The 25366-nt window shown below is 34.7% G+C and carries 19 protein-coding genes and 1 pseudogene; 15 read left to right on the top strand and 5 right to left on the bottom strand.

All coding sequences use genetic code 11. From position 1 onward, the window contains the following. The 4 genes from RWR88_RS01360 to RWR88_RS01345 are packed head-to-tail and all read left to right on the top strand — an operon-like array spanning position 1 to position 3752. On the top strand, positions 1 to 960 hold the full coding sequence (locus tag RWR88_RS01360; protein ID WP_314450224.1) for a N(4)-(beta-N-acetylglucosaminyl)-L-asparaginase: 960 nt from the start codon (positions 1 to 3) through the stop codon (positions 958 to 960). Beyond that, complete coding sequence (locus RWR88_RS01355; protein WP_314450223.1) at positions 961 to 2091, top strand: Sapep family Mn(2+)-dependent dipeptidase; 1131 nt, start codon at positions 961 to 963, stop codon at positions 2089 to 2091. It begins immediately after the preceding gene. A gap of 19 nt (positions 2092 to 2110) precedes the next feature. After that, entirely contained in the window at positions 2111 to 2842 is a 732-nt protein-coding gene (locus RWR88_RS01350) for a copper homeostasis protein CutC (RefSeq protein ID WP_314450221.1), read from the top strand. Between the two features lie 13 nt (positions 2843 to 2855). After that, positions 2856 to 3752 carry a haloacid dehalogenase-like hydrolase gene (locus RWR88_RS01345; protein ID WP_314450219.1) on the top strand — a complete coding sequence of 299 codons (897 nt, stop codon included), beginning with the start codon at positions 2856 to 2858 and terminating at the stop codon, positions 3750 to 3752. A gap of 81 nt (positions 3753 to 3833) precedes the next feature. On the opposite strand, the gene RWR88_RS01340 is transcribed toward RWR88_RS01345, so the two are convergent. The 3 genes from RWR88_RS01340 to RWR88_RS01330 form a co-directional block, all read right to left on the bottom strand. Beyond that, on the bottom strand, positions 3834 to 4445 hold the full coding sequence (locus RWR88_RS01340; RefSeq protein WP_314450213.1) for a tetratricopeptide repeat protein: 612 nt from the start codon (positions 4443 to 4445) through the stop codon (positions 3834 to 3836). Between the two features lie 91 nt (positions 4446 to 4536). Next, positions 4537 to 4950: a peptide deformylase gene (locus RWR88_RS01335; RefSeq protein ID WP_314450211.1), complete on the bottom strand. Its 414-nt coding sequence runs from the start codon at positions 4948 to 4950 to the stop codon at positions 4537 to 4539. Between the two features lie 10 nt (positions 4951 to 4960). Next, complete coding sequence (locus RWR88_RS01330) at positions 4961 to 5509, bottom strand: TetR/AcrR family transcriptional regulator (protein WP_314450210.1); 549 nt, start codon at positions 5507 to 5509, stop codon at positions 4961 to 4963. 125 nt (positions 5510 to 5634) lie between these two features. On the opposite strand from RWR88_RS01330, the gene RWR88_RS01325 reads away from it, so the two are divergent. After that, on the top strand, positions 5635 to 6336 hold the full coding sequence (locus RWR88_RS01325; RefSeq protein WP_314112387.1) for an ABC transporter ATP-binding protein: 702 nt from the start codon (positions 5635 to 5637) through the stop codon (positions 6334 to 6336). Positions 6337 to 6349: 13 nt separating this feature from the next. Further along, positions 6350 to 9520: an FtsX-like permease family protein gene (locus RWR88_RS01320; RefSeq protein ID WP_314450208.1), complete on the top strand. Its 3171-nt coding sequence runs from the start codon at positions 6350 to 6352 to the stop codon at positions 9518 to 9520. Positions 9521 to 10165: 645 nt separating this feature from the next. Here RWR88_RS01320 and cbpA read toward each other — a convergent pair. After that, the gene (gene cbpA / locus RWR88_RS01315; protein ID WP_314257272.1) at positions 10166 to 10804 is read right to left on the bottom strand and encodes a cyclic di-AMP binding protein CbpA; all 639 of its coding nucleotides are present in this window, start codon (positions 10802 to 10804) and stop codon (positions 10166 to 10168) included. Positions 10805 to 11022: 218 nt separating this feature from the next. On the opposite strand from cbpA, the gene RWR88_RS01310 reads away from it, so the two are divergent. The 5 genes and pseudogenes from RWR88_RS01310 to RWR88_RS01290 all read left to right on the top strand — a co-directional run bounded on the left by RWR88_RS01310 (position 11023) and on the right by RWR88_RS01290 (position 21693). Then, entirely contained in the window at positions 11023 to 12387 is a 1365-nt protein-coding gene (locus RWR88_RS01310) for a hemolysin family protein (RefSeq protein WP_314450206.1), read from the top strand. Between the two features lie 322 nt (positions 12388 to 12709). Then, positions 12710 to 13951 carry a serine/threonine transporter SstT gene (gene sstT / locus RWR88_RS01305; RefSeq protein WP_314450205.1) on the top strand — a complete coding sequence of 414 codons (1242 nt, stop codon included), beginning with the start codon at positions 12710 to 12712 and terminating at the stop codon, positions 13949 to 13951. Positions 13952 to 14066: 115 nt separating this feature from the next. Beyond that, a pseudogene (locus RWR88_RS01300) lies at positions 14067 to 16551 on the top strand (heavy metal translocating P-type ATPase). 612 nt (positions 16552 to 17163) lie between these two features. Then, positions 17164 to 18483 carry a glycosyltransferase gene (locus RWR88_RS01295; protein ID WP_314450203.1) on the top strand — a complete coding sequence of 440 codons (1320 nt, stop codon included), beginning with the start codon at positions 17164 to 17166 and terminating at the stop codon, positions 18481 to 18483. A 177-nt stretch (positions 18484 to 18660) separates the two neighbouring features. After that, the gene (locus RWR88_RS01290; RefSeq protein WP_314450201.1) at positions 18661 to 21693 is read left to right on the top strand and encodes a YSIRK-type signal peptide-containing protein; all 3033 of its coding nucleotides are present in this window, start codon (positions 18661 to 18663) and stop codon (positions 21691 to 21693) included. A 90-nt stretch (positions 21694 to 21783) separates the two neighbouring features. On the opposite strand, the gene RWR88_RS01285 is transcribed toward RWR88_RS01290, so the two are convergent. Beyond that, a complete protein-coding gene (locus RWR88_RS01285; protein WP_006703679.1) occupies positions 21784 to 22503 on the bottom strand; it encodes a YebC/PmpR family DNA-binding transcriptional regulator in 720 nt (239 codons plus the stop codon). A gap of 143 nt (positions 22504 to 22646) precedes the next feature. On the opposite strand from RWR88_RS01285, the gene RWR88_RS01280 reads away from it, so the two are divergent. From RWR88_RS01280 to RWR88_RS01265, 4 genes are all read left to right on the top strand, one after another. Continuing rightward, complete coding sequence (locus RWR88_RS01280) at positions 22647 to 22940, top strand: thioredoxin family protein (RefSeq protein WP_314450200.1); 294 nt, start codon at positions 22647 to 22649, stop codon at positions 22938 to 22940. Positions 22941 to 23020: 80 nt separating this feature from the next. Continuing rightward, complete coding sequence (locus RWR88_RS01275) at positions 23021 to 23665, top strand: NfeD family protein (protein WP_314450198.1); 645 nt, start codon at positions 23021 to 23023, stop codon at positions 23663 to 23665. Between the two features lie 11 nt (positions 23666 to 23676). Continuing rightward, complete coding sequence (floA, locus tag RWR88_RS01270; RefSeq protein WP_314076631.1) at positions 23677 to 24681, top strand: flotillin-like protein FloA; 1005 nt, start codon at positions 23677 to 23679, stop codon at positions 24679 to 24681. Then, the gene (locus RWR88_RS01265) at positions 24678 to 25346 is read left to right on the top strand and encodes a hypothetical protein (protein WP_314450196.1); all 669 of its coding nucleotides are present in this window, start codon (positions 24678 to 24680) and stop codon (positions 25344 to 25346) included. Before floA ends, RWR88_RS01265 begins: the two co-directional genes overlap by 4 nt. Positions 25347 to 25366: the final 20 nt, after the last annotated feature.

Raw genomic sequence — 25366 nt, 5'->3', positions numbered from 1 at the left:
ATGTGGGGAATGATTGCCACTTGGAGAATGGCGCTAGAAGGAGTTCAAGAGGCTGTGCAGTCATTAGAACAACAGGCATCTTCTGGAGATGCAATTGAATTAGCGGTTAAAGCAGTTGAAGATTTTCCCTATTATAAATCAGTGGGTTATGGGGGACTTCCGAATGAAGTGATGGAAGTGGAACTAGATGCAGCCTATATGGATGGAACAACTCTTGATTTTGGAGCGGTATGTGCCATTCAAGATGTGGCGAATCCCATTTCAGTGGCTCGTCAATTGAGCTTACAATCGGTGAATAATGTATTAGTTGGAATCGGTGCTCAAGCTTATGCACAAAAGCAAGGATTTGAACGGAAAAATATGTTAACTGATCGTGCGAAAATTCATTATCATAATCGTGTTAAAGACTTACAAACGGAATCTTTAGTACCTTATGCAGGTCATGATACTGTTGGAATGATTAGCTTAGATACAAACGGAAAAATGGTTGCCGGCACTTCGACAAGTGGACTGTTTATGAAAAAAAGAGGACGAGTAGGAGATTCTCCATTTATTGGTTCTGGTTTATATGTGGATAGCACAGTTGGTGGAGCAACTGCTACAGGTTTAGGGGAAGATTTGATGAAGGGAATTATTTCCTACGAAATTGTTCGATTAATGGAACAAGGAATGCATCCTCAAGAAGCGTGTGAAACAGCAGTGAAGAATTTATCTAAAAAGTTAATCCAACGAAGAGGAAATGCTGGGGATTTATCCGTTGTAGCGATGAACAACAAAGGAGAATGGGGAGCAGCGACCAATATTGCCAATTTCTCTTTTGTAGTAGCAACAGAAAAAGAATCCTTAACGGTTTACCGAGTACATCCACAAGAAGATGGCACAATGATTCATGAAAAAGCCACTCAAGAATGGTTGGATGAGTATTTAAGAGAACGGATGAAACCACTCGAGGTGAAATAAATGGGAATAAGAGAGGATTTAGTCAAAGCGTTGGAAGACATTCAACCCGAATTGCACAAAGCTATCGAGCGATTAGTCGCCATTGAAAGTGTTCGGGGAGAATCATTACCAGAAGCTCCTTATGGACAAGGCCCTAAACAAGCTCTATTAGAAGTATTAGCACTCGCTGAAGAATTAGGCTTTGAAACGAAAAATTTAGACAATAAAATTGGCTATGCACAATATGGCGACTCTCGTGAAGATGGAAAATATTATGGCATTTTTGGACATGTAGATGTCATGCCATTAGGAACAGGATGGGAAAGTCCAGCGTTAAAAGCAACGAAGCGAGATGGGAAAATTTTTGGACGTGGCGTGTTAGATAATAAAGGACCGATTTTGTCGAATTTATTTGCCTTATATGTATTGAAGGAAAAGGGAATTCAATTTGACCGTCCGATTCGAATTGTATTTGGAACAAATGAGGAAACGGGATTTGGCTGTGTAAAACATTATTTAACAAAAGAACAGCCCCCTACTTTTGGATGGACTCCAGACTGTAAATGGCCAGTTGTTTATGGAGAAAGAGGACGATTGAAAGTTCGATTGAGTACTTCTTTAGAACAGATTTCAGAATTATATGATTTTACCAATCAGTACTTACTTCATACAACTCATCAAGGAGTAGAATTAGGGATTAACTATTCCGATGAAGATTTTGGGATGATGCAATTAAGAGGATATACAGTTGGGATAGAGGAAGAAAGACATTTTGTGGAGTGGACGATGAGTTATCCAGCTTCTGTGACAAAAGAACAATTATTGTTCGATATTCGAAAACATATTCCAGAAGGAAGTCGTTTAGAAGAAATCAGTTCATGGAAGCCAGTTTTGTATGATCAAGATTCGATTTATGTGCAAACTTTACAAAAGGTCTATCAAGAAGTTGTCGATGGCAATGCAACGCCTGTTACAACAACGGGTGGAACTTATGCGAAAATTATTCCAAATATTATTGCTTATGGCCCAAGTTTTCCAGGGCAAAGAGATATTGCTCATCTTCCAAATGAGTGGATAGGAATTGAAGATTTAAAAGTGAATACCATTATTTATGGATTAGCATTATATGAACTAAGTTTCATCAACTATTAAACAGACAGGAGAGAGAAGAATGACAATTTTAGAAATTTGTGCAGGAGGTATTGAGGATTGTATCAATGCTCAAGCTGCAGGAGCCAATCGTATTGAATTAAATAGTGCATTACATTTAGGAGGATTAAGCCCATCATTAGCTGTTTTAACTCAGGCTGTTAAAAAAATCGATATTCCTATTATTTGTATGGTTCGACCAAGGGGAGCCGGTTTTTGTTATAACGAATTGGAAAAAGAAGTGATGTTTGAAGATGCAAAAATCTTTTTAGAAGCAGGAGCAAAAGGTTTAGCATTTGGTTTCTTAACTCCAGAAGGGAACATGGATTGGGATGCGACAAAGAAAATGATTGAGTTATGTAAAGAATACGGTGCTGATAGCGTAGTTCACCGTGCCTTTGATTGTGTGAAAAATCCGGAAGAAACACTAGAAAGATTAATCGAATTAGGATGCACTCGTATTTTAACAAGTGGGCAAGGAAAAAATATTATGTCTGGCTTGGAAAATTTAGCGAAGTGGCAAAAACAATATGGAAAACAAATCGAATTTTTAGGGGGATGTGGCGTTTCTCTTGCCAATCTAACAGAAATTTTAGAAAAAACAGGATTAGAACAACTTCATGGAAGTTTTAAATCTTGGGTAGTGGATCCAACGACAACGAATGGAGAAGTTTCTTATCGCTATTCTGATAGCGGAGACTATGATTTGTGTCATTTAGAAAGTATGAAAGAAGCAGTTACTATTTTAAAATAAAGGGGACTTTACAATGGGAAAACGAATTTTAAACTGTGTGGCAAGTGATTTTAGAAAATTTTCTGCAGAAGAATTAAAACTAGCCATTCAGGCAGGTGAGGGTAGAACGGTATGTTGTGAAATGGCTATTCGTCATCGTCCAATTATTCCGGAGTTAACACATGCGGAAATTGCCAGTGCATTTGGGGGTGACTTAATGCTTTTAAATGGATTTGATTGTTTAAATCCAAAATTATACGGAGTAGAAGGTAGCGCAAATCCAATTGAACGATTAAAAGAATTATGTGGACGTCCTGTTGGTGCTAACTTAGAACCTGTCGATTTAGAAGCAGAAATGTTAGAAACTCGACTAGTCATTCCAGCAGGAAGAATTTGTTCGAAAGAAACATTGAAATCAGCAGAAGCTTTAGGATTAGATTTTATTTGTTTAACTGGAAATCCTGGTACAGGAGTGACGAATCAAGCGATTACCCAAGCCATTCAAAAAGCGAAAAAATATTTTACAGGAGTCATTATTGCTGGAAAAATGCATGGAGCAGGCTCAAAAGAACCCGTAATGAATCGAGAAATTGCAAAGGAACTGATTGAAGCAGGAGCGGATATTTTATTGGTTCCAGCCGTAGGAACAGTCCCTGGATTTACAGAAGAAGCATTGATTGATATTGTCCAATTTGCTCATGAACATGAAACACTTGTATTATCTGCCATTGGAACTAGTCAAGAAGGCTCTTCTAAGGAAGTCATTGAACAAATCGCTATTCGCAATAAAATTTGTGGAGTCGATATTCAACATATTGGAGACGCTGGTTATGGTGGTTTAGCCGATGTAAATAATATCTTTGCTTTGTCCGTTGCGATTCGAGGTATGAGACATACCGTTGCAAGAATGGCAAGTTCGGTAGTCCGTTAATGTAAGGTTAAAATGAATATCAAAAAATACCCCAAAAGTTAGATGTTTTATGTCTAACTTTTGGGGTGAAGTTTTTATAAGTTACTTCTTGTTCTCTAATAAAGCTCTTACTTCATCTGCTCCAATTTTATCTTCAGCTTTTTCAAAGAGTTGAATAGATTGATAAAAATAATCTTGAGCTTTATCTGATTCTTGAGCTAGATAAATTTCTCCCATACCTCTATAAGCGCATGCTTGTGCAATGAAATCATCCGTTTTTAAAGCGAAATCTAAGGATTTTTGCATATGATTTTCTGCGTATTCTAGTTTACCTAGTTTTAAATGAAGAAATCCTTGTTCGTAGTAATTAATAGAAAGTTTTAAAGCATCATTAGGGAAATTATTTTGAATTATTTCCATTTCCTGATTGATATAGAGTAAAGCCTTTTGAAACTCGCCCAAGTCACGATAAACCATTGCTAATTGATGGTAACCAATGTGTTCGTTTTCTAGGTCGTTTTTAGAACGAGCTAGGGCAATATAACGTTGGTAGATTTTTAAGGAGTCGTTATAATTTTTCTCTTCAAGATAGATATAGCCCATTAAATTTAATAAATGATAGTCCGTACAAGTTTCTACTGAAAAATCAGGCTCAACTAGTTTTTTTGCCTGTTCGATTTTTCCTTCCATGAATAATTGCCATGCTTGCTCCATTTTTAACCCTCCTAATATTTTTAGTAGTTTTCTGAAATCATTTTAACAAATAATAATGGTAACTAGCAAACTAGATTCGATGCTGTATTCCTTAAATTAAAATTCCTTGTAAGTGATCGATCTCATGTTGAATAACTTGAGCTGTAAACTCTGTAAATGTCCCTGTGTGAGTTTTCCCCATAGCATCTTGATAGCGAACTTCGATTTTTTGATAGCGAGTAGTGCTTTTCATTCCTGTATGAGAGAGACAACCTTCTTCCGTTTGGTATGGTTGAGATTTTTTAGTAATGACTGGATTGACCATTACGATATCAAATGGACCAGCGGCAACAATAATAATGGCTTTATGACTTCCAATCATATTCGCAGCCAAGCCGACACAACGGTCACGATTGGCACGTAAAGTATCTTGTAAGTCAATAATGACTTGTTTATCCGTAATAGGATTAGCAGGGATTGCTTTTTGTGATAAGAAAAATGGGTCTTTCATAATTTCTTTTTTCATAAGTTCTCCTTTATTCTTGGCACATTCCAAGAAATATTTTAGTAATTTCTTCAGGGGATTCTACTCCCCCTTTTAAAATCCAGTGGAAAATAATCGCGCTATTGCTATAAATGAATACTTCTCTAGCATAGTCTTCTGGAATGGGGAGTTCTTGTTTTAAATTTTGCTTAATTGAATCCATTTTTTCCATTAGTTCCATTAGAAACTTTCGAACGAGTTGGTTCGTATACGTGAAACGGCTCGTAGCGATTGCGTGTATAAATTCAAATTCTTCTTTTAAATACTCGAAAATTTGAATGACTGCAGGGTAGGCTTCTTGTTTTTGAGTAATAGAATGATGATGCAAAATCGTTAAAATATGATGCAAGATTTCTTCTTCTAACTGTTTCATCATATCGAATTTATCCACATAATGTAAATAAAAAGTTCCACGATTCACACCTGCAGTGCGAGAAATATCACTAACCGTAATGGCTTCAAACTCCTTTGTTTGAAGAAGTTGAATTAAGGCTGTTTTTAAAATTTCTTTCGTTTGAGTTTGTCGTTTTTGAACTTCCATCGTCTCATCCTTCTTAAATCAACACACGGCTTCTAATTGCGCATTGAAATTTCTGTAGCGCTATTATATAGTAAATTTAAACAATAATCAACACGTTGTTCATTTAATAAGTAGAGGGAAAAGTGATGACATATATACAAGTAAAAAATAGTTTTAAACGATATCAAGTAGGAGAAACTGAAATAATTGCGAATCATGATGTGAATTTTGATATTGAAAAAGGCGAATTTGTGATTATTCTTGGAGCATCTGGAGCAGGAAAATCAACCGTCTTAAATATTTTAGGGGGAATGGATACAAATGATGAGGGAGAAGTATGGATTGATGGTGTCAATATTTCAAACTTTGATGAAACGCAATTAACGTATTATCGTAGGGATGATGTAGGATTTGTTTTTCAATTTTATAATTTAGTGCCAAATTTAACAGCAAAAGAAAATGTAGAATTAGCTGCTGAAATTGTGAAGGATGCTTGGGATGCAGAAGAAGCGTTGAAAGCAGTAGGATTAGGACATCGTCTTCATAATTTTCCTGCACAATTATCGGGGGGAGAACAACAAAGGGTATCGATTGCTAGAGCAATTGCAAAAAAGCCGAAGATTTTACTTTGTGATGAGCCAACAGGGGCATTAGATTACCAAACAGGCAAGCAAGTATTGAAGATTTTACAAGAAATGTCAAGAGATTATGGAGCGACTGTTATTATCGTCACCCATAATACGGCATTAGCACCATTAGCGAATCGTGTAATTCATATGCATGATGCTAGAGTAAAAAGTATCGTGTTAAATGATTCTCCGCAAGCAATTGAGGAATTGGAATATTGAGAGGAGAAGAATCGTGAAAAAGAAAATATTGAATAAAGCGATTCTTTCTTCGTTGAAGGAATCGAAGGGAAGATTTTTATCTATCTTATGTTTAATGATGCTCGGTTCATTTGCATTAGTGGGATTGAAAGTTTCGGGTCCGGATATTCAAGAGACGGTTCATCAATATTTGGAAAAATATCATACAGCGGATATTTTTGTATTGGCAGATTATGGATTAAGTCCAAAAGACCAAGAAGAATTACAAGAAGAAAATGTCGAAGTCGAATTTGGATATTTTGTAGATACCGTAATAGCAGACAGTCCGAAAGCCATTCGAGTATTTTCTAAGACTGCTCAGCAATCGGAAGTAGAATTAGTGAGTGGAGTTTATCCAAGTCATATGGATGAAGTCGTATTAGATGAACAGTTATCCAATCGTTATCAAATTGGGGATCCCATCAGTTTAAATGAAGTGAAGTCTCCGTCATTATTAAAACAGCACGAGTTTAAAATTGTCGGATTTGCTCATTCGAGTGAAATTTTATCGAAAAATAGTAAAGGAGTTTCGACTGCAGGAAGTGGGGACTTATCAGGATTTGCTATTGTTCCACACGAAAGTTTTGATAGCTCTGTTTATACGATTGCCCGTTTACGTTATCCGAATTTACGCAGTTTGAAAACATTTAGTCAAGAATATGTAGATGAAGTAATTAGTATTCAACAATCCATCGAGGAAAAATTGGCTGATAATGGAACAGTAAGGCTGAATGATTTAAAGCAGGAAGCCGATGGAAAAATTCAAGAGGGAGAAGAACAAATTTCCAAAGCTCAAAATCAACTCGATGAGGGAAAAATGAAGCTCGAAGATGGGCAACAACAAATAGCAAATCAAGAAGGTAAATTAGTTCAAAGCCAAAATGAACTCGCTCAAAATCAGGCATCTCTCAATAGAGGAAATCAAGAAATTCAACAAGCAAAGCAAAATTTACAAAATCAGTATGAATTACTTGAATCTAATCGAGTGCAGTTAGAAACTTCCAAACAAACGTTGGATCAGCAAAATAGCACCTTACAAGAAGGTAGAAAGAAATTAGCAGAAGCAGAAAAGCAATTCGAATCTCAAAAAGAAAAAGGGCTTCCTCAAACAGTATTATCTGCTATGCAAGAAGAAATTCTTCAACAAAAACAAGAATTGGATGCGGGAACTACCGCTTATGAACAAGGCTTGAAGCAATATGAGAGCGGATGGGCTAGTTATCAAGAAGGCTTGAAACAATACCAAGAGGGATTGGCAATCATTCAGTCTAAACAAAATACGCTAGATGCTGGGCAAAAAGCTTTAGCAGAAGGAAAAAGACAAGTCTCGGTTGGTGAGGAAGCTATAGCGAAAGCAAAACAAGAAATCCAAGAAAAACAAAACCAATATACAGATGAAAGAGAAAAAGCTGAAGAAAAGATTGATCAAGCTAAGACGGATTTAGAAGATGCAAAAGTCAAAGCTTCTAAACTAACGAAACCTCGTTATTCTGTTTATACTCGCTCGACTATGCTAGGGAGTGAAGGCTATTTAAATATGAAGTCTACTGCAGAAGGGATTATTGCTGTAGCGAATTTATTCCCGGTTGTATTATATGCTGTAGCAGCTCTTGTGACAGTGACAACGATGACTCGTTTTGTCAATGAAGAACGAATGAATGCCGGCATTTTAAAAGCGCTAGGCTATAGCACTTTTGATGTGATGAAAAAATTTGCTTTTTATGGATTTAGTGCGGGGATGATTGGAACGATCATAGGAATCGGATTAGGAACTTACTTTTTACCAAGTATATTAGGGGTTACTTTATTAAAAGAAACAATTCTTCCTTCGATTTCTCTCCTATTTAACTTTCCGATTACTTTAGTAGCTCTATTATGCTCGATTAGTTGTAGTGTTATTCCACCTGTATGGATTGCGTATCGAGAATTAAAAGAAAGTTCAGCAAGTCTATTATTACCAAAAGCTCCAAGTGTAGGTTCTAAAATTTGGTTGGAATATGTACCATTTATTTGGAAGAGATTCAGTTTTACTCAAAAGGTAACAGCACGAAATATTTTTCGTTATAAACAACGAATGTTGATGACAATATTTGGGGTAGCTGGTTCGGTAGCTTTATTATTTGCCGGAAGAGGAATTTTATCTTCTTTATCAGGTATTTCACATCGCCAATTTGGGGAAATTATTACGTATGATGCCATTGTTATCAAAGAAGCTGTAATGACGGGAAAAGAACAAGAAGAGTTGAGCCAATTATTATCTACAAAAGAAATTGAGCATTATAGTAATATACATAGTGAAACGATTGCTACTAAAATTGCTGGGGTACATGAGGAACAATCCCTAACCATAATAGTAGGAGAAGAGGCAGAGTTAAGTCGTTATTTACACTTGTATGATGCGAAAACAAAGCAACAGAAATCTCTTACGAACGATGGAGTGTTCTTATCGAAAAAATTAGCCCAGTTATTGAATGTTCATGAAGGTGAAACAGTTCGTTTGCCAATTAAAGACGGTGTGACGAAAGAGATGGTTGTGTCAGGCATTATTGAAATGTATGCAGGGCACTTTATGATCATGTCGCCAACGGCTTATGAAACACTGGCTCAAGAAACTCCAACAAAAAACGCAAGCTTTGTTAGTTTTAAAGAAAAAGATGCGGATAGTGTACGTAAGATGTCTGCTCAATTATTAGCTCAAGATGGAGTGAAGGCTGTTGTTCAAAATACTTCTATGATTCATCGGATTGAAACAATTGTTGGTTCATTGAGTCGAGTGATGATCTTATTAACGATTGTGTCAGTTCTGTTAGCTATTGTTATTTTATATAATTTAACAACGATTAATGTGGCAGAGCGAATTCGAGAATTGTCGACGATTAAGGTGTTAGGATTTTTGAATCGAGAGGTGACTTTATATATTTATCGTGAAACGATGGTTCTTTCTTTGATTGGGATTGTTGTGGGGCTGTTGTTGGGGAAGGTATTGCATCGTGTGATTATTGAAGCGGTGGCGCCGGCGTTTGTACGGTTCAATCCGCAAGTCGGGTTGGATGTTTATATTTGGCCGTGTATTTTTATCGTCTTGATTTTAGCAGTACTAGGAATATTAGTGAACCATATGCTGAAAAAGGTTGATATGTTAGAGGCTTTGAAGTCTGTTGATTAATACGAAAAAATAAAGCAGAAAAAGATTATGCTTTGGTAGCTAAGGACGCCAGCAGACCTACGGTCTCATGGCTAAAAAACAAGCCTTGGTCTCCTTTTTTACTGTAATATAAGCCGAGAAGGCTTATATTACTCAAGCTATAAAGCTTCATCTTTTTCTGCTTTATTTATATAGAATGACCTTTTACAATAAGTATTTTTTATAAATAACGCTATAATCATGTATAGTTTCAGGAGTTTAAAAACGTACAAAATATATAGCATCTCAAAAATCAGACTGAAAAAATCTAATTTTTTTAGATGCTTTTAATAATCTTAACTTGTTTAAAGAAGTTTTCAAAATAGTATAATGTTAACATTAGCAGAGTACATTACATAATTTATTGATAGAAATAGAATAGAACGTGTTAAAAATGAAAAAATTGTTATTATTCTTATTCAACTAAACGGCAAACAAAAAAATAAAAACAGAAAAAGTTGGAGCGCTGTAGCTTTGGTACTATAAGCCACAAGGGCTTATAGTACGGGAAAAATTGAGACCTTAGGCTCAATTTTTAGCCATGAGATTCGCAAAGCGAAGCTGCTGGCGTCCCTAGCTACTAAAGCGTAGACTTTTTCTGTTTTTATTTTTGTTTAGTATTCGTATTTAATAGTCGTTCAAATCTTCCACTTCAGCAATTGAGAAGTCTTTTTTCTCTAAGGCTGCAATAATTTGATTCAATGTTTCGTTTGAAACTCCTGCTGGAAGAGTAATTAAAAGACGACGAAGTGTACGATCTCTTTCCGTATCTAATGTCATCACATTGGCAATAGAAGCATATTGATTAATAATCTTAGAAATTTGAGCTAACGATCCTTTTTCACCACCAGAAATAATCGTTAAAACATAAGAACCATTATTCACACTCCAAGATTCTTGAAGCATATTTAATAAACTACTATGCGTTAAAATACCATAAAAATGTTGAGAATCATCTAACACCGCAATATAAGGTAATTCTTTAATCGTAAAGAACACTTTGAAGAACGAACTCGTAATATTGATAAATTTCGTAGTATTTTTAATTAAATGAGTAACCGGTAAGCTCATATCGCCCCCATTTGCTTTATGACGATAGATGTGCATTTTATAAATATTTCCACGGAAGAAAGTTTCTGTTTCATCTAATACTGGAACGCAACGATATCCAGAGTTTTCTAAAATAACAATCGCTTCTTCAAGAGTACAAGATTCTTTAACAACCGTTAAACTCTTTTTAGGAATAACTAGTGATTTTAATAGCATAGACATGCCCCTTTCTTGAAATCAATTTTCGTGTTTTGTAAAATATAGACACGTTTTCATTATTGATAATACCACTTTTTGATTAAAAAGTAACGAGAAATTTATTAAAATCGGGGGCAAAAATCTCTATATAATGGACATATCTTGCATTTTCACACAAAAGTGAGTATGATATTTGTATATTTTTAAAAAATTAACAAAGTAAAGGGGATAACTGAATGATGACAGCAGATTCTGATGGGAGTTCGCTGGGAATCCAGATTTTAATTATTGTACTATTAACTGCGATAAATGCATTTTTTGCAGCAGCGGAGATTGCCTTTGTATCGATCAATCAAGGAAAGATGAGTCAAAAAGCGAGTGAAGGAGATAAGAAGGCGCAACGAGTAATGCGTTTATTAGAAAATTCGGATGAATTTTTAGCAACGATTCAAGTAGCGATTACGTTAGCAGGATTCTTCTCAAGTGCTTCTGCAGCAACAAGTTTTGCTTCACGTATTCAACCATTATTGGAGAATGTACCGGGTGCAGAAACATTAGCAATTTTGATTGTGACTATCATCTTATCTTATTTAACATTAGTGTTTGGGGAATTGTATCCAAAACAAGTTGCCTTACAATTGGCGGAACCGATTGCCTTACATACGGCAGGAATTATTTTATTTGTTAAAAAAGTTTCCAAACCATTTGTATGGATTTTAACCGTTTCAACGGGTATTTTAAAACAAATGACACCGATTGAATTTAATAATGAACAAGAAAAATTAACGCGTAGTGAAATGAAATCTCTTCTAGCGAATAGTCGTAATGATGGAGCGATTGATAAAGAAGAATTTACAATGCTTCAAGGAGTTTTATCTCTTGATTCAAAACTAGCTAGAGAAGTGATGGTACCAAGAACGGACACATTAATGCTTGATGTGGAAGATGATTTAGCAGAAAATATCGAAATCATTTTAAGTAGTTCTTATTCACGTTTCCCAATTTATGAAGAAGATAAAGATAATGTCATTGGAGTTTTACACTCTAAAGACGTTTTAAGAGCGGCAAAAGAACAAGGCTTCGATCAAATCCAATTAATGGATTTAGCGCATCAGCCATTATTTGTTCCGTCAACGATTTTCGTAGATGATTTATTAGTTGAATTTAGAAAAACACGTCAACATATGGCGATTTTAAAAGATGAATACGGTGGAGTCGAAGGTGTCGTAACATTGGAAGACTTAATCGAAGAAATTGTCGGTGAAATTGAAGATGAGTATGATGTGGAAGAAATGAGTTACCGTGAAATTGATGAGAAGAATTTCTTAATTGATGCGGGAATGACATTAGAAAAATTCAATCAAATTTTTCAAACAACGATTGATTCAGATGAAGTGGACACAATGGCGGGAATTATTTTAGAAGACTTAGGATATTTCCCAGAAGACGATGAAGTGGTAGAAGTTCGACAACAAAATGTTCTATTAAAACCAACATTAGTAGAAAATGGAAGAATTCGTCGTATTCATGTGCACTTACTAACTCCAGAAGAAGTAGAAGCGTACGAACAAGAAGAAAACGAAGAAGAAACAGAAGAATAATATATCGTAACTATCGGGTGAACGGGCTCGGTAGTTTTTTGTGTTTATAGACGCTAATCTCGCCAGTTTCGATTTTTTCTACGCCAAAACGTTAAAAATGGCGTAGATTAATCTCGCCATTGCTAATTTTTCATAGCCAAAATGTTCAAAATGGCGTAGAAAGATTGTATCATTAAAAAATATATTTTCTTCCTCTCAAAAGCAGTGAAAAAGAAGTGTTTACAGCATAGATACAAATGTATCTAATTCGTGGATTTTTATTGACAGAATAGGGTTTGTTTGTGTATGATTGTCGCTATATTAAGAGAATAGGGGCAAGAAGATGAAACAAGTATTAAATTTTTGGAGTCAATTAAGTTTGATTAACCGAATCGTCATTGGTATGATTATCGGTATTTTATTAGGAATTTTCGTTCCTCAAGCAGCAGCGATAGGAACTATCGGAACAGTATTTGTAAGTGCGCTAAAAGCAATCGCACCATTATTAGTATTCTTTATTGTACTAAGTGCTTTAGCACAACATAAAGAAGGTCATGAAACAAATATGAAATCAATTGTAATTTTATATTTATTTGGTACTTTTGCAGCTGCATTAGTGGGGGTTATTGCTAGTTTTGCATTCCCAATTACACTAACATTAACAGATTCTGTATCAGAGATTAAGGCACCAGAAGGAATTGCTTCTGTATTGCAAACATTAATTTTAAAAATCGTAGATAATCCAGTGAATGCTTTAATGAGTGGAAACTATATTGGTATTTTATCTTGGGCAGTTGTTTTTGGTTTTGCATTCCGTAAAGCAGATGCATCTATGAAGTCCGTTTTACAACAAGTAGCAGATGCGACAAGTTATGTTGTGAAAGTAGTGATTAGTTGTGCACCGTTTGGGATTATGGGGTTAGTATATACAACTGTTTCAGAAAATGGAGTAGGAGTATTTGCTTCGTATGGAGAGTTAATTATGGTTTTACTTGGAAGTATGTTTTTTGTTGCATTAGTGGTGAATCCAATTATTGTATTCTTTATGATTAAAGAAAATCCTTATCCAATAGTTTTCCGTTGTTTGAAAGATAGCGGAATTACAGCTTTCTTCACTCGTAGTTCAGCAGCAAATATTCCAGTAAATATGGAATTGTGTAGAGATTTAGGATTAGATGAAGATAGCTATTCAGTATCGATTCCTTTAGGTGCAACGATTAATATGGCGGGTGCGGCAATTACGATTACAGTGTTATCATTAGCTGCCGTTAATACTTTAGGAATTCAAGTAGACTTCTTAACAGCGTTAGTACTAAGTGTATTATCAACAGTAGCAGCATGTGGTGCTTCTGGAGTAGCTGGAGGATCATTATTATTAATTCCTGTTGCATGTAGTTTATTTGGAATTTCAAATGATATTGCGATGCAAGTTGTTGGGGTTGGATTTATTATTGGAGTATTACAAGATTCTTGTGAAACTGCGTTAAATTCATCAACAGATGTTTTATTCACAGCAGCAGCAGAATTCCGTCAATGGAAAAAAGAAGGACGAGTAATTAACGTTAGTCCTGAATTAGTAGAATAACATTTCTAGGGAAGACTTTTTAGTCTTCCTTTTTTTGTGTTGACTTTTTTAAAATAAGAGGTATAATTAACTTATGAAATTTACAAATGTAAATTTAAGAAAGGTGGTTTTTTTAATGATAAAAGAATTTAAAGTAGAAGGATTAAAATGTTCAGGGTGTGCGAAAGCTGTTGAAAATGCAGTGAGTGCTGTTGAAGGTGTTGAAAAAGCAAGTGTTGATTTCGAAGCTAAAAAGCTGACTGTAGAATTTCAACAAGATAAAGTAGAAGAACAAAAAATTATAGAAGCTGTATCAAAAGCAGGGTATCAAACTGAATTAGCATAATAGTAAGAAGGAGTTGTTAATCATGAAGAAAGAAGAATTTGCATTAGAAGGATTACAATGTGCCGGTTGTGTCAGTACGGTTGAAAAAGTTGTCCGAGATCTTCCAGGCGTTAAAGAAGCCAATGTAAATTTAGCGACTGAAAAAATGATGGTGCAATTTAATCCAAAGGAAGCAGATGTACAAAAAATTATGGAAACTGTTTCTCTAGCTGGATATCAGGCTATATTGATAAATGATGAAGAAGATGTATTAGAAAAAACAGCGATTAAAAAAGAAAAACAATTACACTCGCTGAAAGTAAGAGCGTGGGTATCAGGTGTGTTTGCCATTGTATTACTTTATATTGCGATGGGTGAAATGATTGGACTTCCTCTTCCACAAATCTTACAGCCGATGGAACATCCAATTGTATTTTCTGTAACTCAATTGATTTTAGTAACTCCTATTTTATGGGTGGGTCGTAGTTATTTTGTGAATGGATTTAAGGCATTGATTAGAAAGCATCCGAATATGGATTCATTAGTCGCACTGGGAACGAGTGCTGCGATTTTATATAGTGTATGGAGTACGATTCGTATTTTAGCTGGAGAATATCATTATGTGATGCATCTCTATGTAGAATCTGCAGCAGTCATTTTAGCGTTTATTACAGTAGGAAAATATTTTGAAACTTTAACAAAAGGAAGAACTTCTCAAGCGATTCAATCATTAGTCGCTTTATCTCCAAAAGTAGCGACAGTCATTCGTGATGGAAAAGAAGTAGAAGTTCCAGTAGAGGAATTACAAATTGGAGAAGTAGTCTTCGTACGACCAGGTGAAAAAATTCCTGTGGATGGGGTTATTATTTCTGGAGAAAGCTTTGTTGATGAATCCATGATTACAGGCGAAAGTGTACCAGTCTTCAAAAAAGAAGGAAGTAAAGTGGTTGGTGCTACGTTGAATACAACTGGTTCATTCCAAGTTGAAGTGAGCCAAGTTGGGAAAGATACAACATTGTCTCAAATTATTCGTTTAGTAGAAGAAGCGCAAGGTTCTAAAGCACCAATTGCTGCCATTGCAGACCGTGTAGCTGGAATTTTTGTTCCAATCGTGATGGGATTATCTCTCTTAGCAGGTCTATATTGGGGATTGATTGGTGGAGAATCTTTTGAATTTGTCGTAACCGTGATGATTTCTGTATTAGTCATTGCTTGTCCATGTGCATTAGGATTAGCCACTCCAACTGCCATTATGGTAGGAACAGGTTTTGGTGCTAAAAGAGGAATTTTAATTAAAAGTAGTGCCGCTCTAGAAGAAGCTGGACATGTAGGAGTTGTATTATTAGATAAAACAGGAACGATTACAAATGGTAAACCTAAAGTAGTCGATATTCAAGTATTCAATGATTATTCAAAAGAAGAAGTACTAAAAATAGCAGCATCAATTGAAAAACATTCGGAACATCCATTAGGAAAAGCTATCGTGGAAGAAGCTGAAAAACAAGAATTTGAAGTTTTACCAATTGAACAATTCCAATCTATTTCTGGTATGGGAATTCAAGGAATTGTGGATGGAAAAGAAGTGTTACTAGGAAATCATTTATTATTACAAAATCAAGGAATTGCGGTAGATGAATTTAATGCTGTGATTGATATAGTCGCTTCTAAAGGGCAAACAGCAATGTTCGTAGTTATTCAAAAACAAGTAGCCGGAATTATTGTAGTTGCGGATACGATTAAAGCAACTAGTAAAGAAGCAATCCAACAAATGAAAGCATTGGGACTTCAAGTTCGAATGGTAACAGGAGATCATGAAAAAACAGCCAAAGCAATTGCGAATGAAGTTGGAATTGAGACGGTATATAGCCAAGTATTACCAAATGAAAAAGCAAGTGTTGTCCAACAATTATTAGACGAAGGCTATCAAGTAGCCATGGTTGGAGATGGGATTAATGATGCACCTGCACTTGCCAAAGCAACAGTCGGAATTGCGATTGGATCTGGAGTAGATGTTGCCATTGAAACTGCCGATATGGTCATGATGCAAGATGATTTAAGATTAGTGGCGAAAACGATTCAATTAAGTAAAATGACAATGATGACGATTAAAGAAAACTTATTCTGGGCATTTATTTATAATGTAATTGGAATTCCCGTAGCGATGGGTGTCTTACATTTCTTTGGAGGACCATTATTAAGTCCAATGATTGCAGGAGCAGCGATGAGTTTCAGCTCAGTCTCAGTTGTGCTAAATGCATTGAGATTGAATCATAAATTATCAAAATTAGAAAAATAAAAAAAGATGAAGCGACCCCAAAAAGTACAACTTTTTGGGGTCGCTTCAATTATTTGTTTTTAAGATTTATGTTTAATTTTTTTGAACACGAATTTAAGAAAAGCATACAGTAATGCTAGATAAAAACAAATTGTCGATAGATGAACAAATAATAAGAAAAAGTCAGGTAAGAAGTAATAAAGAAGAAGTGATGATGCTAAACCGAAAACAGCACCGTAAAACAAATAATTACCAAATAAAAACTTACTCATTTTGACTCATCTCCACTCTGATTAGGTATCTAGTTTTCCCTATCTTATCAATATTTTAAACTATCATTTTAGTGAAAAACAGACTTATCATTCAGAAAATATTGATGTATAATTAAATTTTGTAAGGGTTTTATTTTTGTGTGATAGTTAGTCTGTCTAAGGGAAGCTTTGTCGATGAATGATTATAGGTGAGATAACTATAAATTATCAAAATTAGAAAAATAAATAGAGAACAAGAATTAGAGGGCTATATGTTGATAGTCCTTTTTTATGGCATCAATTTCATTTTGTTTATGGTAATATAGGGATAAATAAGTGCGATTTAAAAGTAGATTAGAATAAAAGAATCGAGGAATCATTTATGGTGAAAATGGTTACGATACATCCGGGACTTTGGAAAGAAACTGTCAAAAAATATGGATTCGAATCCTCCCAATTATCAAGAAAGAAAATAGCTGAATATTTAGGATGGGGACATCTCTATATTTTAACGCATCCTCAAGTTCGACCTGATTGGAAGGAAGGATATGAAAAAATAGGATTTCAACGTGATGAATTGATATCGGTCTCTCATTATCAGTCAGATATTGGACATGATGAATTAAGTGTTCGCCCTTCTGATATTATCGACAAATATCCAACTGGGAAAATGACCGTTATGAATGGCTTTGTAGCAAGTATGGAATTAGAAGAAGAAACATTATATTTTACTTCGGGATTATTTTTAAAGAAAAATAAAAAAGAGGAATTAGAATGGTTTAATCGAGATGGTTCTGTTGCTTTGAGAGCTAGATATTATAAACCGAAAGAAGAACCGACTCCCATTTATATGATGGAGGATAATTACTTATATTATAAAGATGGAGAATGGTTGACGTACGAAGATTTATTGATTCAAGTATTAATGACTCTTACAGATAAGAACGATATTTTAATTCGAGATCAGCATAATATAGTCACACCGAAGTTATGGCGTTTTGTGGAAAATACGAATCGAAAATATTTTGAATATATTCATAATAATGTATTGAAAGATCCAGCACATAATTTAAGAAGAAAAACACGATACTTAGTAGCTTCTGAAGTTTTATCTGATATTTTACAAGATTTAGGCTATCATACATGGTTTATGCCACCAATTTATGCTCCACAAAATGATTCTGTAGTTACAAAAAGAAGTAACCCTCGTTCTTATTGTTATGTTGGGAATATGACAGAAGTGAAGAGGGTAGAATGGATTATCGAAGCGTTTAGAGTATTGCAAAAGGAAGGTATTAATGTTGAAGTATCTTTATATGGGGGAGATTTGACTCAATTAAAAGAGAAGTATGAGAATTTACCTACTAATATAAATATTGTTGGTTATGTAGATGAAGTGCCGTATTGGAAACATGATGGGTATATCTCTACTTCTCAAAAAGAATTATTTGCGAATGCTTGTGTCGAAGCAATGAGTTTAGGGTTAATTCCGTTATTATCTAATGTAGAAATTGCGCATCAATATTATGCTGCTAAAAATTCAGATGTTTGCCTGTTTGATTCACCTGAAGAATTAGCTAGTATCATTCAGTGCTTATATGAAAAGAATGATGAAATTGAAACGAAGAATACAATTAATTTTGTGAGACGATACTCAATTGAAGAAGTTTCAAAAAAATATTTATTTATAAATAAATCATGATAATTATTTATTAAACTAATTTAAATATTATTTTTTAGGAAAAATTCTGTTTAAAAGCAAAAAATATATTTGTGAATTAATTATATTGCAGTTTGATAACTAAAAAGTAGAATGATATGATTAATAAGATACAGAGTAAATGTTATATAACAAAGAAGCATAGGAAAAGAGGATTCTATGAAAAAATTAGGTTCAGAAAAAATTCAAAAATATTCATTACGTAAATATAAAGGAATTGGTGCGGCATCAGTTTTATTAGGGATGATGGTTGTTGGAGCTAGTCCGGTATGGGCTGAAGATGCTACAAATATGAAAAAAGAAAGTGCTGTAACCCCAGTAAAAGATAATGTGGAAATGGAAACATTGAGTAATGGTGCTGGTAGCTATACAATGCCGAAAATGCATGTGTTTGAGAGGACGGAGGGTGGTGGACGACTGCGTGGGGATGAACACTGGTATGAGAAAAAGCATAAACAATTCGAAGAAACTGTTAAGGAAGATTTGAAAAGGGTAGAGGATAGTAATATAAAAGAATCAGGTTTGGATACATTTAAGGATACAAAAGTATCATATGTAACAAAAGAAGGCGAAGTTCTAAAAGAAGAGTCTGATGTAGAAATTCCTGTTGGTGATCATAAACTTTCTAGTAGCACAATGAACTATAAAATACGTGGACTTTTTGGAAAACGTTATGAAGGAAATGTAGCAAATTTAAATAATGATGTTTTAAGTAAGATTAAAGAAGCTGATAAAGTTTTAGAAAAGAATGGGAAAAAATATCATAAGATTGATACAGAAGTAGATAAACATGAGGGGACTACTAAGGAAACAACTTTCAATGATATTACAGTACATGCAAATCCTGGAAACTTGCATAATGAAGATGGAAGTATTCGCTATAACAATATTAAAGAAGGTAGTCGAGTTTGGCTTGTTTCAGAAACATCTGAAAATCAGTACGGAAAATACGTCTTAGCGACAAAAACGTCAACCTCAGATGACTCTTGGGTAGTAGAAACTTTTAAAAAAGGAGAAGAGAACGCCAAAGCTTTCACGAAAGAAAACATAAATTCTGAAGGTGGAATAAAAGAAGGGGATACAATCTTAGTTGTTGAGAAAAATGAAGTTTCTTTAAAAGTAGGAGCAGCATCGACAGCAACAGAACAAGCAGCATATACAGCAGGAGTATTTTTCAATGAAAAATCATTATATGAGGGACTGAATGGGTTATTAGGTAATCAATTAGAAGATCTTGCTAAAGAACAAGAACAAGCTATTGAAAATAAACGTCTGAATAAAAAAGAAGAAACTTGGGAAGAATTATACAAAAAACAATTAATAAATGAATATCTAGTAGATAAACAAAATAGACCTATTTATACTGAGTATGAGACATTCCATGGTTATATCAGAACAAATGGTGACTTTAAAGAGTACAGTGATATTGAAAAATATATCTCAATTTTAAAAGAAAAATTTGGAGAAGGCCCGATTAAAACAAACTGGGATAATACTAGGGATAAAATAGAGCCGAAATTTATTGGGAATATTGAAGAATTTAAAGATACTAGTAATTATGAAGAAGAAAAAGCAAATGTAGAAAAATTTAAAGAATCTCATAAAAACATTCGATATGTAAATGAAGTACCTAGTGATGCAAATTTTGTAAAAAATGTATTTGAAGTAAATGTTGATTATAAATTAGGTAATAAAGGCAAGGATGAAAATTATCCAATTGATGAAAATGAGACAGAAGATTCAAACAAAAAATATCTTGCATATACAGCAGGTTTTGGAGAAGTTAGATATTCTGGTGGGCACAGTAATTATCAATATGGAATAGGGCAATTATATAAAGAATATACAAAAAATGGCATTACATATAGAGTAGCTGCACCGACAAAATATGATCAATATGCTTATGTGTCAGGGCCATCAATTACAGAAATTCACTATTACAATTTGTATCAACCAACACGTGCTTATCACGTTAGTGAAGAGTTAACAAAGGTTAAAAACATCTATGCTAAAGAAGAGAAGTCTACTACAGAAATAAAAGGAAATGTAAAAGTCCATTACCAATTAGAGGATGGAACTTCGATTAAAGAAAGTGTGGATGTTGTAAAAGATGCAGTTGTATCTTCTACAGAAGAAAAATATTACCTGGATAAGGATGATAAAAAAGTTGTTGTTGGAACACCAACGACAACAAATAATGATGTTTCATATGACACAACAACACGAAAACTACAAGAAATCACCAAAAATGGTAAAAAATATAAACTAGTAGGACTAAAAACAGGGTCTCCTACAGAAAAAGGAACAGTCGTTTCAGGAACTACTGAAATTACCTATGTTTATAAACTAGCAACTGTCGGAAATGTATTTGCAAAATACATGTTAGAAGGAACAACTACTGAAATAGCATCAGGAAAACTACTAACAAAAGATGCTTCTATCGGGGATGAATATACGTCTGTTGCTCCTAAAGTGGGGACACTGCTTCAAAAAGATGGTAAAACTTATTTTTACAAAGGACATCGTGCTACTTCAGCACCTGAAAAAGGTACAGTTGAGGAAAGTGAAAAAACAGTTATTTATGACTTTGTAGAATACTTTAGTGAAAAGGGTGAACCAGAAGTACGAGCAGAATTGCCAGAAGGAATTGTAAGTGAGAAGGGCGAACCAGAGTTACCAGAAGGTGCCGTGAGTGAGAAGGGTGAACCAGAAGTGCAACCAGCGTTACCAGAAGGTATCATCAGTGAAAAAGGTGATCCAGCAGTTCATCCTATAGTCGCATTATTGATTACTCGCCATATTATTATTGGATCAAATGAAGAACTTGTTCCAACTGAGGTAGGTCATTTTGGTCCAAAACAAGGAATCATTACCAAAAATGGAAAACAATACCAATATGAAATGACTCAAGAAGAGGATGGGATTACGACTCATTACTATAGAGAACTTTCTGGTGAAACACGTTCAAATATTCCTCAAGAAAATAGAGAGAAACAACCTGAACAAACGCAGAATTCAACGAGTAACCCAGTAGAACCTCAACACGAGAATTTGCAGCATAATGCTGAATTAGTTTCTCATCCTGAACTACCAAAAACAGGTCAAGCAGAAACACTACCGACATGGTTAGGATTCCTAAGTTTAATAGGTGGAGTTTTCGTTAAAAGAAAAAACAATAAAGATAATTTTTAATTCATATCTTTAATCAACTAAAAAAGTCTGTCTCAGGAGAAAACCTCCTAGGACAGACTTTTTGTCATATTTCGTAAAAATCAACAATGATTAGTCTTCTAAGTTTACATTGTGGTAAACTTTTTGAACGTCTTCATTATCTTCTAATGCGTTAATCATACGTTCAAATAAACGTAAATCATCGCCTGTTAATGTTACTTCTGATTGAGGAATCATTTCGATTTCAGATACTGTGAATTCAGAAATTCCTAATCCTTCTAATGCTGTACGAACTGTGTTGAAATCGTTTGGTTCAGCATAAACGATTGCTTGGTCGTCTTCTTGTACAACGTCACGAACGTCTACTTCTGCTTCCATTAATTGTTCTAATAATTCGTCTGCATCTTTGTTTGCAATACCGAAGATTGCTGTATGATCGAATAAATAAGTTACAGAACCTGGCGCACCCATGTTTCCTCCGTTTTTGCTATAAGCAGCACGAACGTCTGCAGCAGTACGGTTTACGTTATTTGTTAGTGCGTCTACGATAATCATAGAACCGTTAGGACCGAATCCTTCATAACGTAATTCTTGGTAATCGCCATCGCCGCCACCTTTAGCTTTTTCAATTGCACGTTCGATAATATGACGAGGTACATTATAAGTTTTAGCACGGTCAATTACGAATTTTAATTTTTGGTTAGAATGTGGATCTGGTTCACCTTGTTTTGCTGCTACATAGATCTCAATTCCGAATTTTGCATAAATTTTACTGTTGTTAGCATCGAGTTTAGTTTTCTTTTCTACGATGTTAGCCCATTTACGTCCCATTTTCTCACTCACTTTCTAAAAATATCTATAAGACATTCTTCATTATACAGATGGAAGCTAGGTTTGTTAAGTATTTTCTATTCAGAAATGCATTTTACAAGAAATTTTTTCTAAAAATGGTACACTATAAGAGAGGTGAGGTTATGAAAAATATTCAAGTAATCTATTTAGAAAGCGAAACTTGTGGGGTTTGTCATGCATTACAGCCACGAGTAGAAGAAGTCATAGAGCAAGAAGGAGTAGCGTTAGAAATCATTAATGTCACTCAGCATCCTGAAGTCGCAAGCCAGTATCAAGTGCTAACAGTTCCCGTTGCGATTGTTTTTGTAGGGGATAAAGAATTTGCTCGTCAAGCGAGATTTATTGATATGGAATTGTTCGAAAAACAATTACAACAAGCGAAAGAATTTGCTCAAATGGAAGACTATTCATCGTAATTTCAGAAACGGTTTCCATCTTTTAAATTTAAGTATTTATTAAGAATTATTCAGTTGTATTTAAAAAGGAAAGTGCTATAATGATGACAACGAATGGGGGTGGTCTTTTGTATGTTGACTTACTATTACTGTTAGTAGCTGTCATTGGTGTTTTCATTTCTTTGTTCTCCAAATGGAATATACTTGGTAGTGTAATAACAGTAATAAGTTTTACAACCTATACTTTTCTTCATCCATACTGGAATTTCTTCGTCCTTATCCTATTTGTATTTGGGTTTCTATTTTTAGGATTTGAAGTATTAATTCCAGGAATTGGAGCTTTAGGAGTGTTAGGGACAGTATTCGTATTAGGAGGGATGTACTGGGCAAACCAGGCTGTCATGGAGTTAGTCGTTTTAATCTTAATGTCACTATTGTTGGCGATAGTCTTGTTAGTTTTATTGGTGAAAAGGGGAAATCATTTTTCTCATAAGAAAGGATTAGTATTGCTTTCTTCTCTAAAAAAATCAAAAGGCTATTCAACCTCAAAAGTATATGACGATTTAGTCAATAAAACAGGGAAAACATTGACGGTATTACGTCCGAGTGGAAAGGCTGAACTAGACGGTGAAATCGTTGATGTGGTGAGTACGGGATTTGTGATTCCAGAAGATACAATGATACAAGTTGTCAAAGTAGAAGGAAGTAAAATCGTCGTACAAGTTTTGGAGAACAATAATGAGTAGGAGGGAGTAAAATGTTAGAAAAAGGTTTATTAAATAATCCAACAGGAGTCATTGGACTCATTGTGATACTATTTCTAATTTTAACAGTTGTCATGTTATTTTTTAGATTTGTACCGATTGGGTTATGGATTACAGCATATTTTTCTGATGTAAAAATTGGAGTAGGCACATTAGTAGGGATGAGATTACGTCGAGTAGCTCCTCAATATATTGTGCGTCCAATGATCAAAGCAACAAAAGCAGGGTTGAAAATCGATATTAATGAATTAGAAGCCCATTATTTAGCAGGTGGGAATGTCAATGTAGTTATTGATGCGTTAATCGCAGCACAACGTGCGAATATTGACTTAGAATTTGAACAAGCGGCTGCCATTGACTTAGCAGGTCGAAATGTATTTGAAGCCGTTCAAGTATCTGTAAATCCAAAAGTAATTGAAACTCCTGTTATTGCAGGGGTTGCGATGGATGGGATTGAAGTTCAAGCAAAAGCAAAAGTAACGGTACGTGCCAATATTGAACGATTAGTTGGGGGTGCTGGTGAAGAAACCATTATTGCCCGTGTTGGTGAAGGGATTGTTACTACCGTTGGTTCAGCAGCTCACCATAAATTAGTTTTAGAAAATCCGGACTCTATTTCCCAAACGATTTTGAGAAAAGGATTAGATGCAGGTACAGCATACGAAATTCTATCCATTGATATCGCAGATGTTGATGTCGGTAGAAATATCGGGGCAAAATTACAAGCAGAACAAGCAGAAGCTGATAAGAAAATTGCACAAGCTAAAGCTGAAGAACGTCGTTCTCTTGCCGTAGCGCAAGAACAAGAAATGTTAGCAGAAGTACAACGGATGCGTGCAAAAGTTGTAGAAGCTGAATCGCAAATTCCATTAGCGATGGCAGAAGCTCTACGTAATGGAAAACTTGGAGTCATGGACTACTATCAATTGAAAAATATTCAATCGGATACAGATATGAGAGAAGCGATTAGCAAATCTTCTGTAGAGAGTGAATCATGAATATTGTACTCTTTCTCTTGTATGTAGTAGTCCTTGTGATTATGTCTGCTGGTAGTTATCTTAATTTAAAAATGAAAAGTAAAGAAAAGGGATTTAGCCAACTGCACGATTGGTTGAATCATTCTTTTCAAGAAAAATCCGTTTCGTCTAAACATCATCATCCAAAAAATCAAAAAGTAGTAGATGTTGTCGTAGAAGAAATGCCTGAAACAAAAGCGACATTATCTCATACAGAGAAAATGAGACAACAATTTTTTAAGATAGTACAAGTCTTTCGACAATTCTCACCAGAGGACTATTCTTTATCTGTATTTGACAAGGAATTAATCCAAAGAGTGTCGATTATTTCTTCCGAAGAAATTGATACTATGAGAAGAAGTGCCATTTTAATTCATACTGAAAAATTAAAACGATTATATTTGAATAATCCGAATTTACCAGAAGAATTATTAGAACATCTTCGAGTTTTTGTAGAAGAAATGGAAGCCATCCAATTACAGGAAGAAGAAGTTCAACATATGGGTTCAAAAGGTGAATTAGTGGTGGAAGCTGTAAAAAGTGCAACAAATTATACAACGAAAAATCGAGTGTTAAAATATCACTTACAATGGAAAAAAGCAATTGTCGCAAGTGAAGTATTATCAAAACCAAAAAGTATGCGATAAAAAGCGAAGAAAGAAGGTTA

Source organism: uncultured Granulicatella sp. (genome assembly GCF_963528195.1).
In the GTDB taxonomy this organism is placed as follows: domain Bacteria; phylum Bacillota; class Bacilli; order Lactobacillales; family Aerococcaceae; genus Granulicatella.
This window is presented reverse-complemented; position numbering and strand designations above follow the sequence as displayed.

Coding starts and splice junctions, on each gene's coding strand:
- RWR88_RS01360 (WP_314450224.1), top strand. CDS start 1: ATGTGGGGAATGATTGCCACTTGGAGAATGGCGCTAGAAGGAGTTCAA.
- RWR88_RS01355 (WP_314450223.1), top strand. CDS start 961: ATGGGAATAAGAGAGGATTTAGTCAAAGCGTTGGAAGACATTCAACCC.
- RWR88_RS01350 (WP_314450221.1), top strand. CDS start 2,111: ATGACAATTTTAGAAATTTGTGCAGGAGGTATTGAGGATTGTATCAAT.
- RWR88_RS01345 (WP_314450219.1), top strand. CDS start 2,856: ATGGGAAAACGAATTTTAAACTGTGTGGCAAGTGATTTTAGAAAATTT.
- RWR88_RS01340 (WP_314450213.1), bottom strand. CDS start 4,445: ATGGAGCAAGCATGGCAATTATTCATGGAAGGAAAAATCGAACAGGCA.
- RWR88_RS01335 (WP_314450211.1), bottom strand. CDS start 4,950: ATGAAAAAAGAAATTATGAAAGACCCATTTTTCTTATCACAAAAAGCA.
- RWR88_RS01330 (WP_314450210.1), bottom strand. CDS start 5,509: ATGGAAGTTCAAAAACGACAAACTCAAACGAAAGAAATTTTAAAAACA.
- RWR88_RS01325 (WP_314112387.1), top strand. CDS start 5,635: ATGACATATATACAAGTAAAAAATAGTTTTAAACGATATCAAGTAGGA.
- cbpA (WP_314257272.1), bottom strand. CDS start 10,804: ATGCTATTAAAATCACTAGTTATTCCTAAAAAGAGTTTAACGGTTGTT.
- RWR88_RS01310 (WP_314450206.1), top strand. CDS start 11,023: ATGATGACAGCAGATTCTGATGGGAGTTCGCTGGGAATCCAGATTTTA.
- sstT (WP_314450205.1), top strand. CDS start 12,710: ATGAAACAAGTATTAAATTTTTGGAGTCAATTAAGTTTGATTAACCGA.
- RWR88_RS01295 (WP_314450203.1), top strand. CDS start 17,164: ATGGTGAAAATGGTTACGATACATCCGGGACTTTGGAAAGAAACTGTC.
- RWR88_RS01290 (WP_314450201.1), top strand. CDS start 18,661: ATGAAAAAATTAGGTTCAGAAAAAATTCAAAAATATTCATTACGTAAA.
- RWR88_RS01285 (WP_006703679.1), bottom strand. CDS start 22,503: ATGGGACGTAAATGGGCTAACATCGTAGAAAAGAAAACTAAACTCGAT.
- RWR88_RS01280 (WP_314450200.1), top strand. CDS start 22,647: ATGAAAAATATTCAAGTAATCTATTTAGAAAGCGAAACTTGTGGGGTT.
- RWR88_RS01275 (WP_314450198.1), top strand. CDS start 23,021: ATGATGACAACGAATGGGGGTGGTCTTTTGTATGTTGACTTACTATTA.
- floA (WP_314076631.1), top strand. CDS start 23,677: ATGTTAGAAAAAGGTTTATTAAATAATCCAACAGGAGTCATTGGACTC.
- RWR88_RS01265 (WP_314450196.1), top strand. CDS start 24,678: ATGAATATTGTACTCTTTCTCTTGTATGTAGTAGTCCTTGTGATTATG.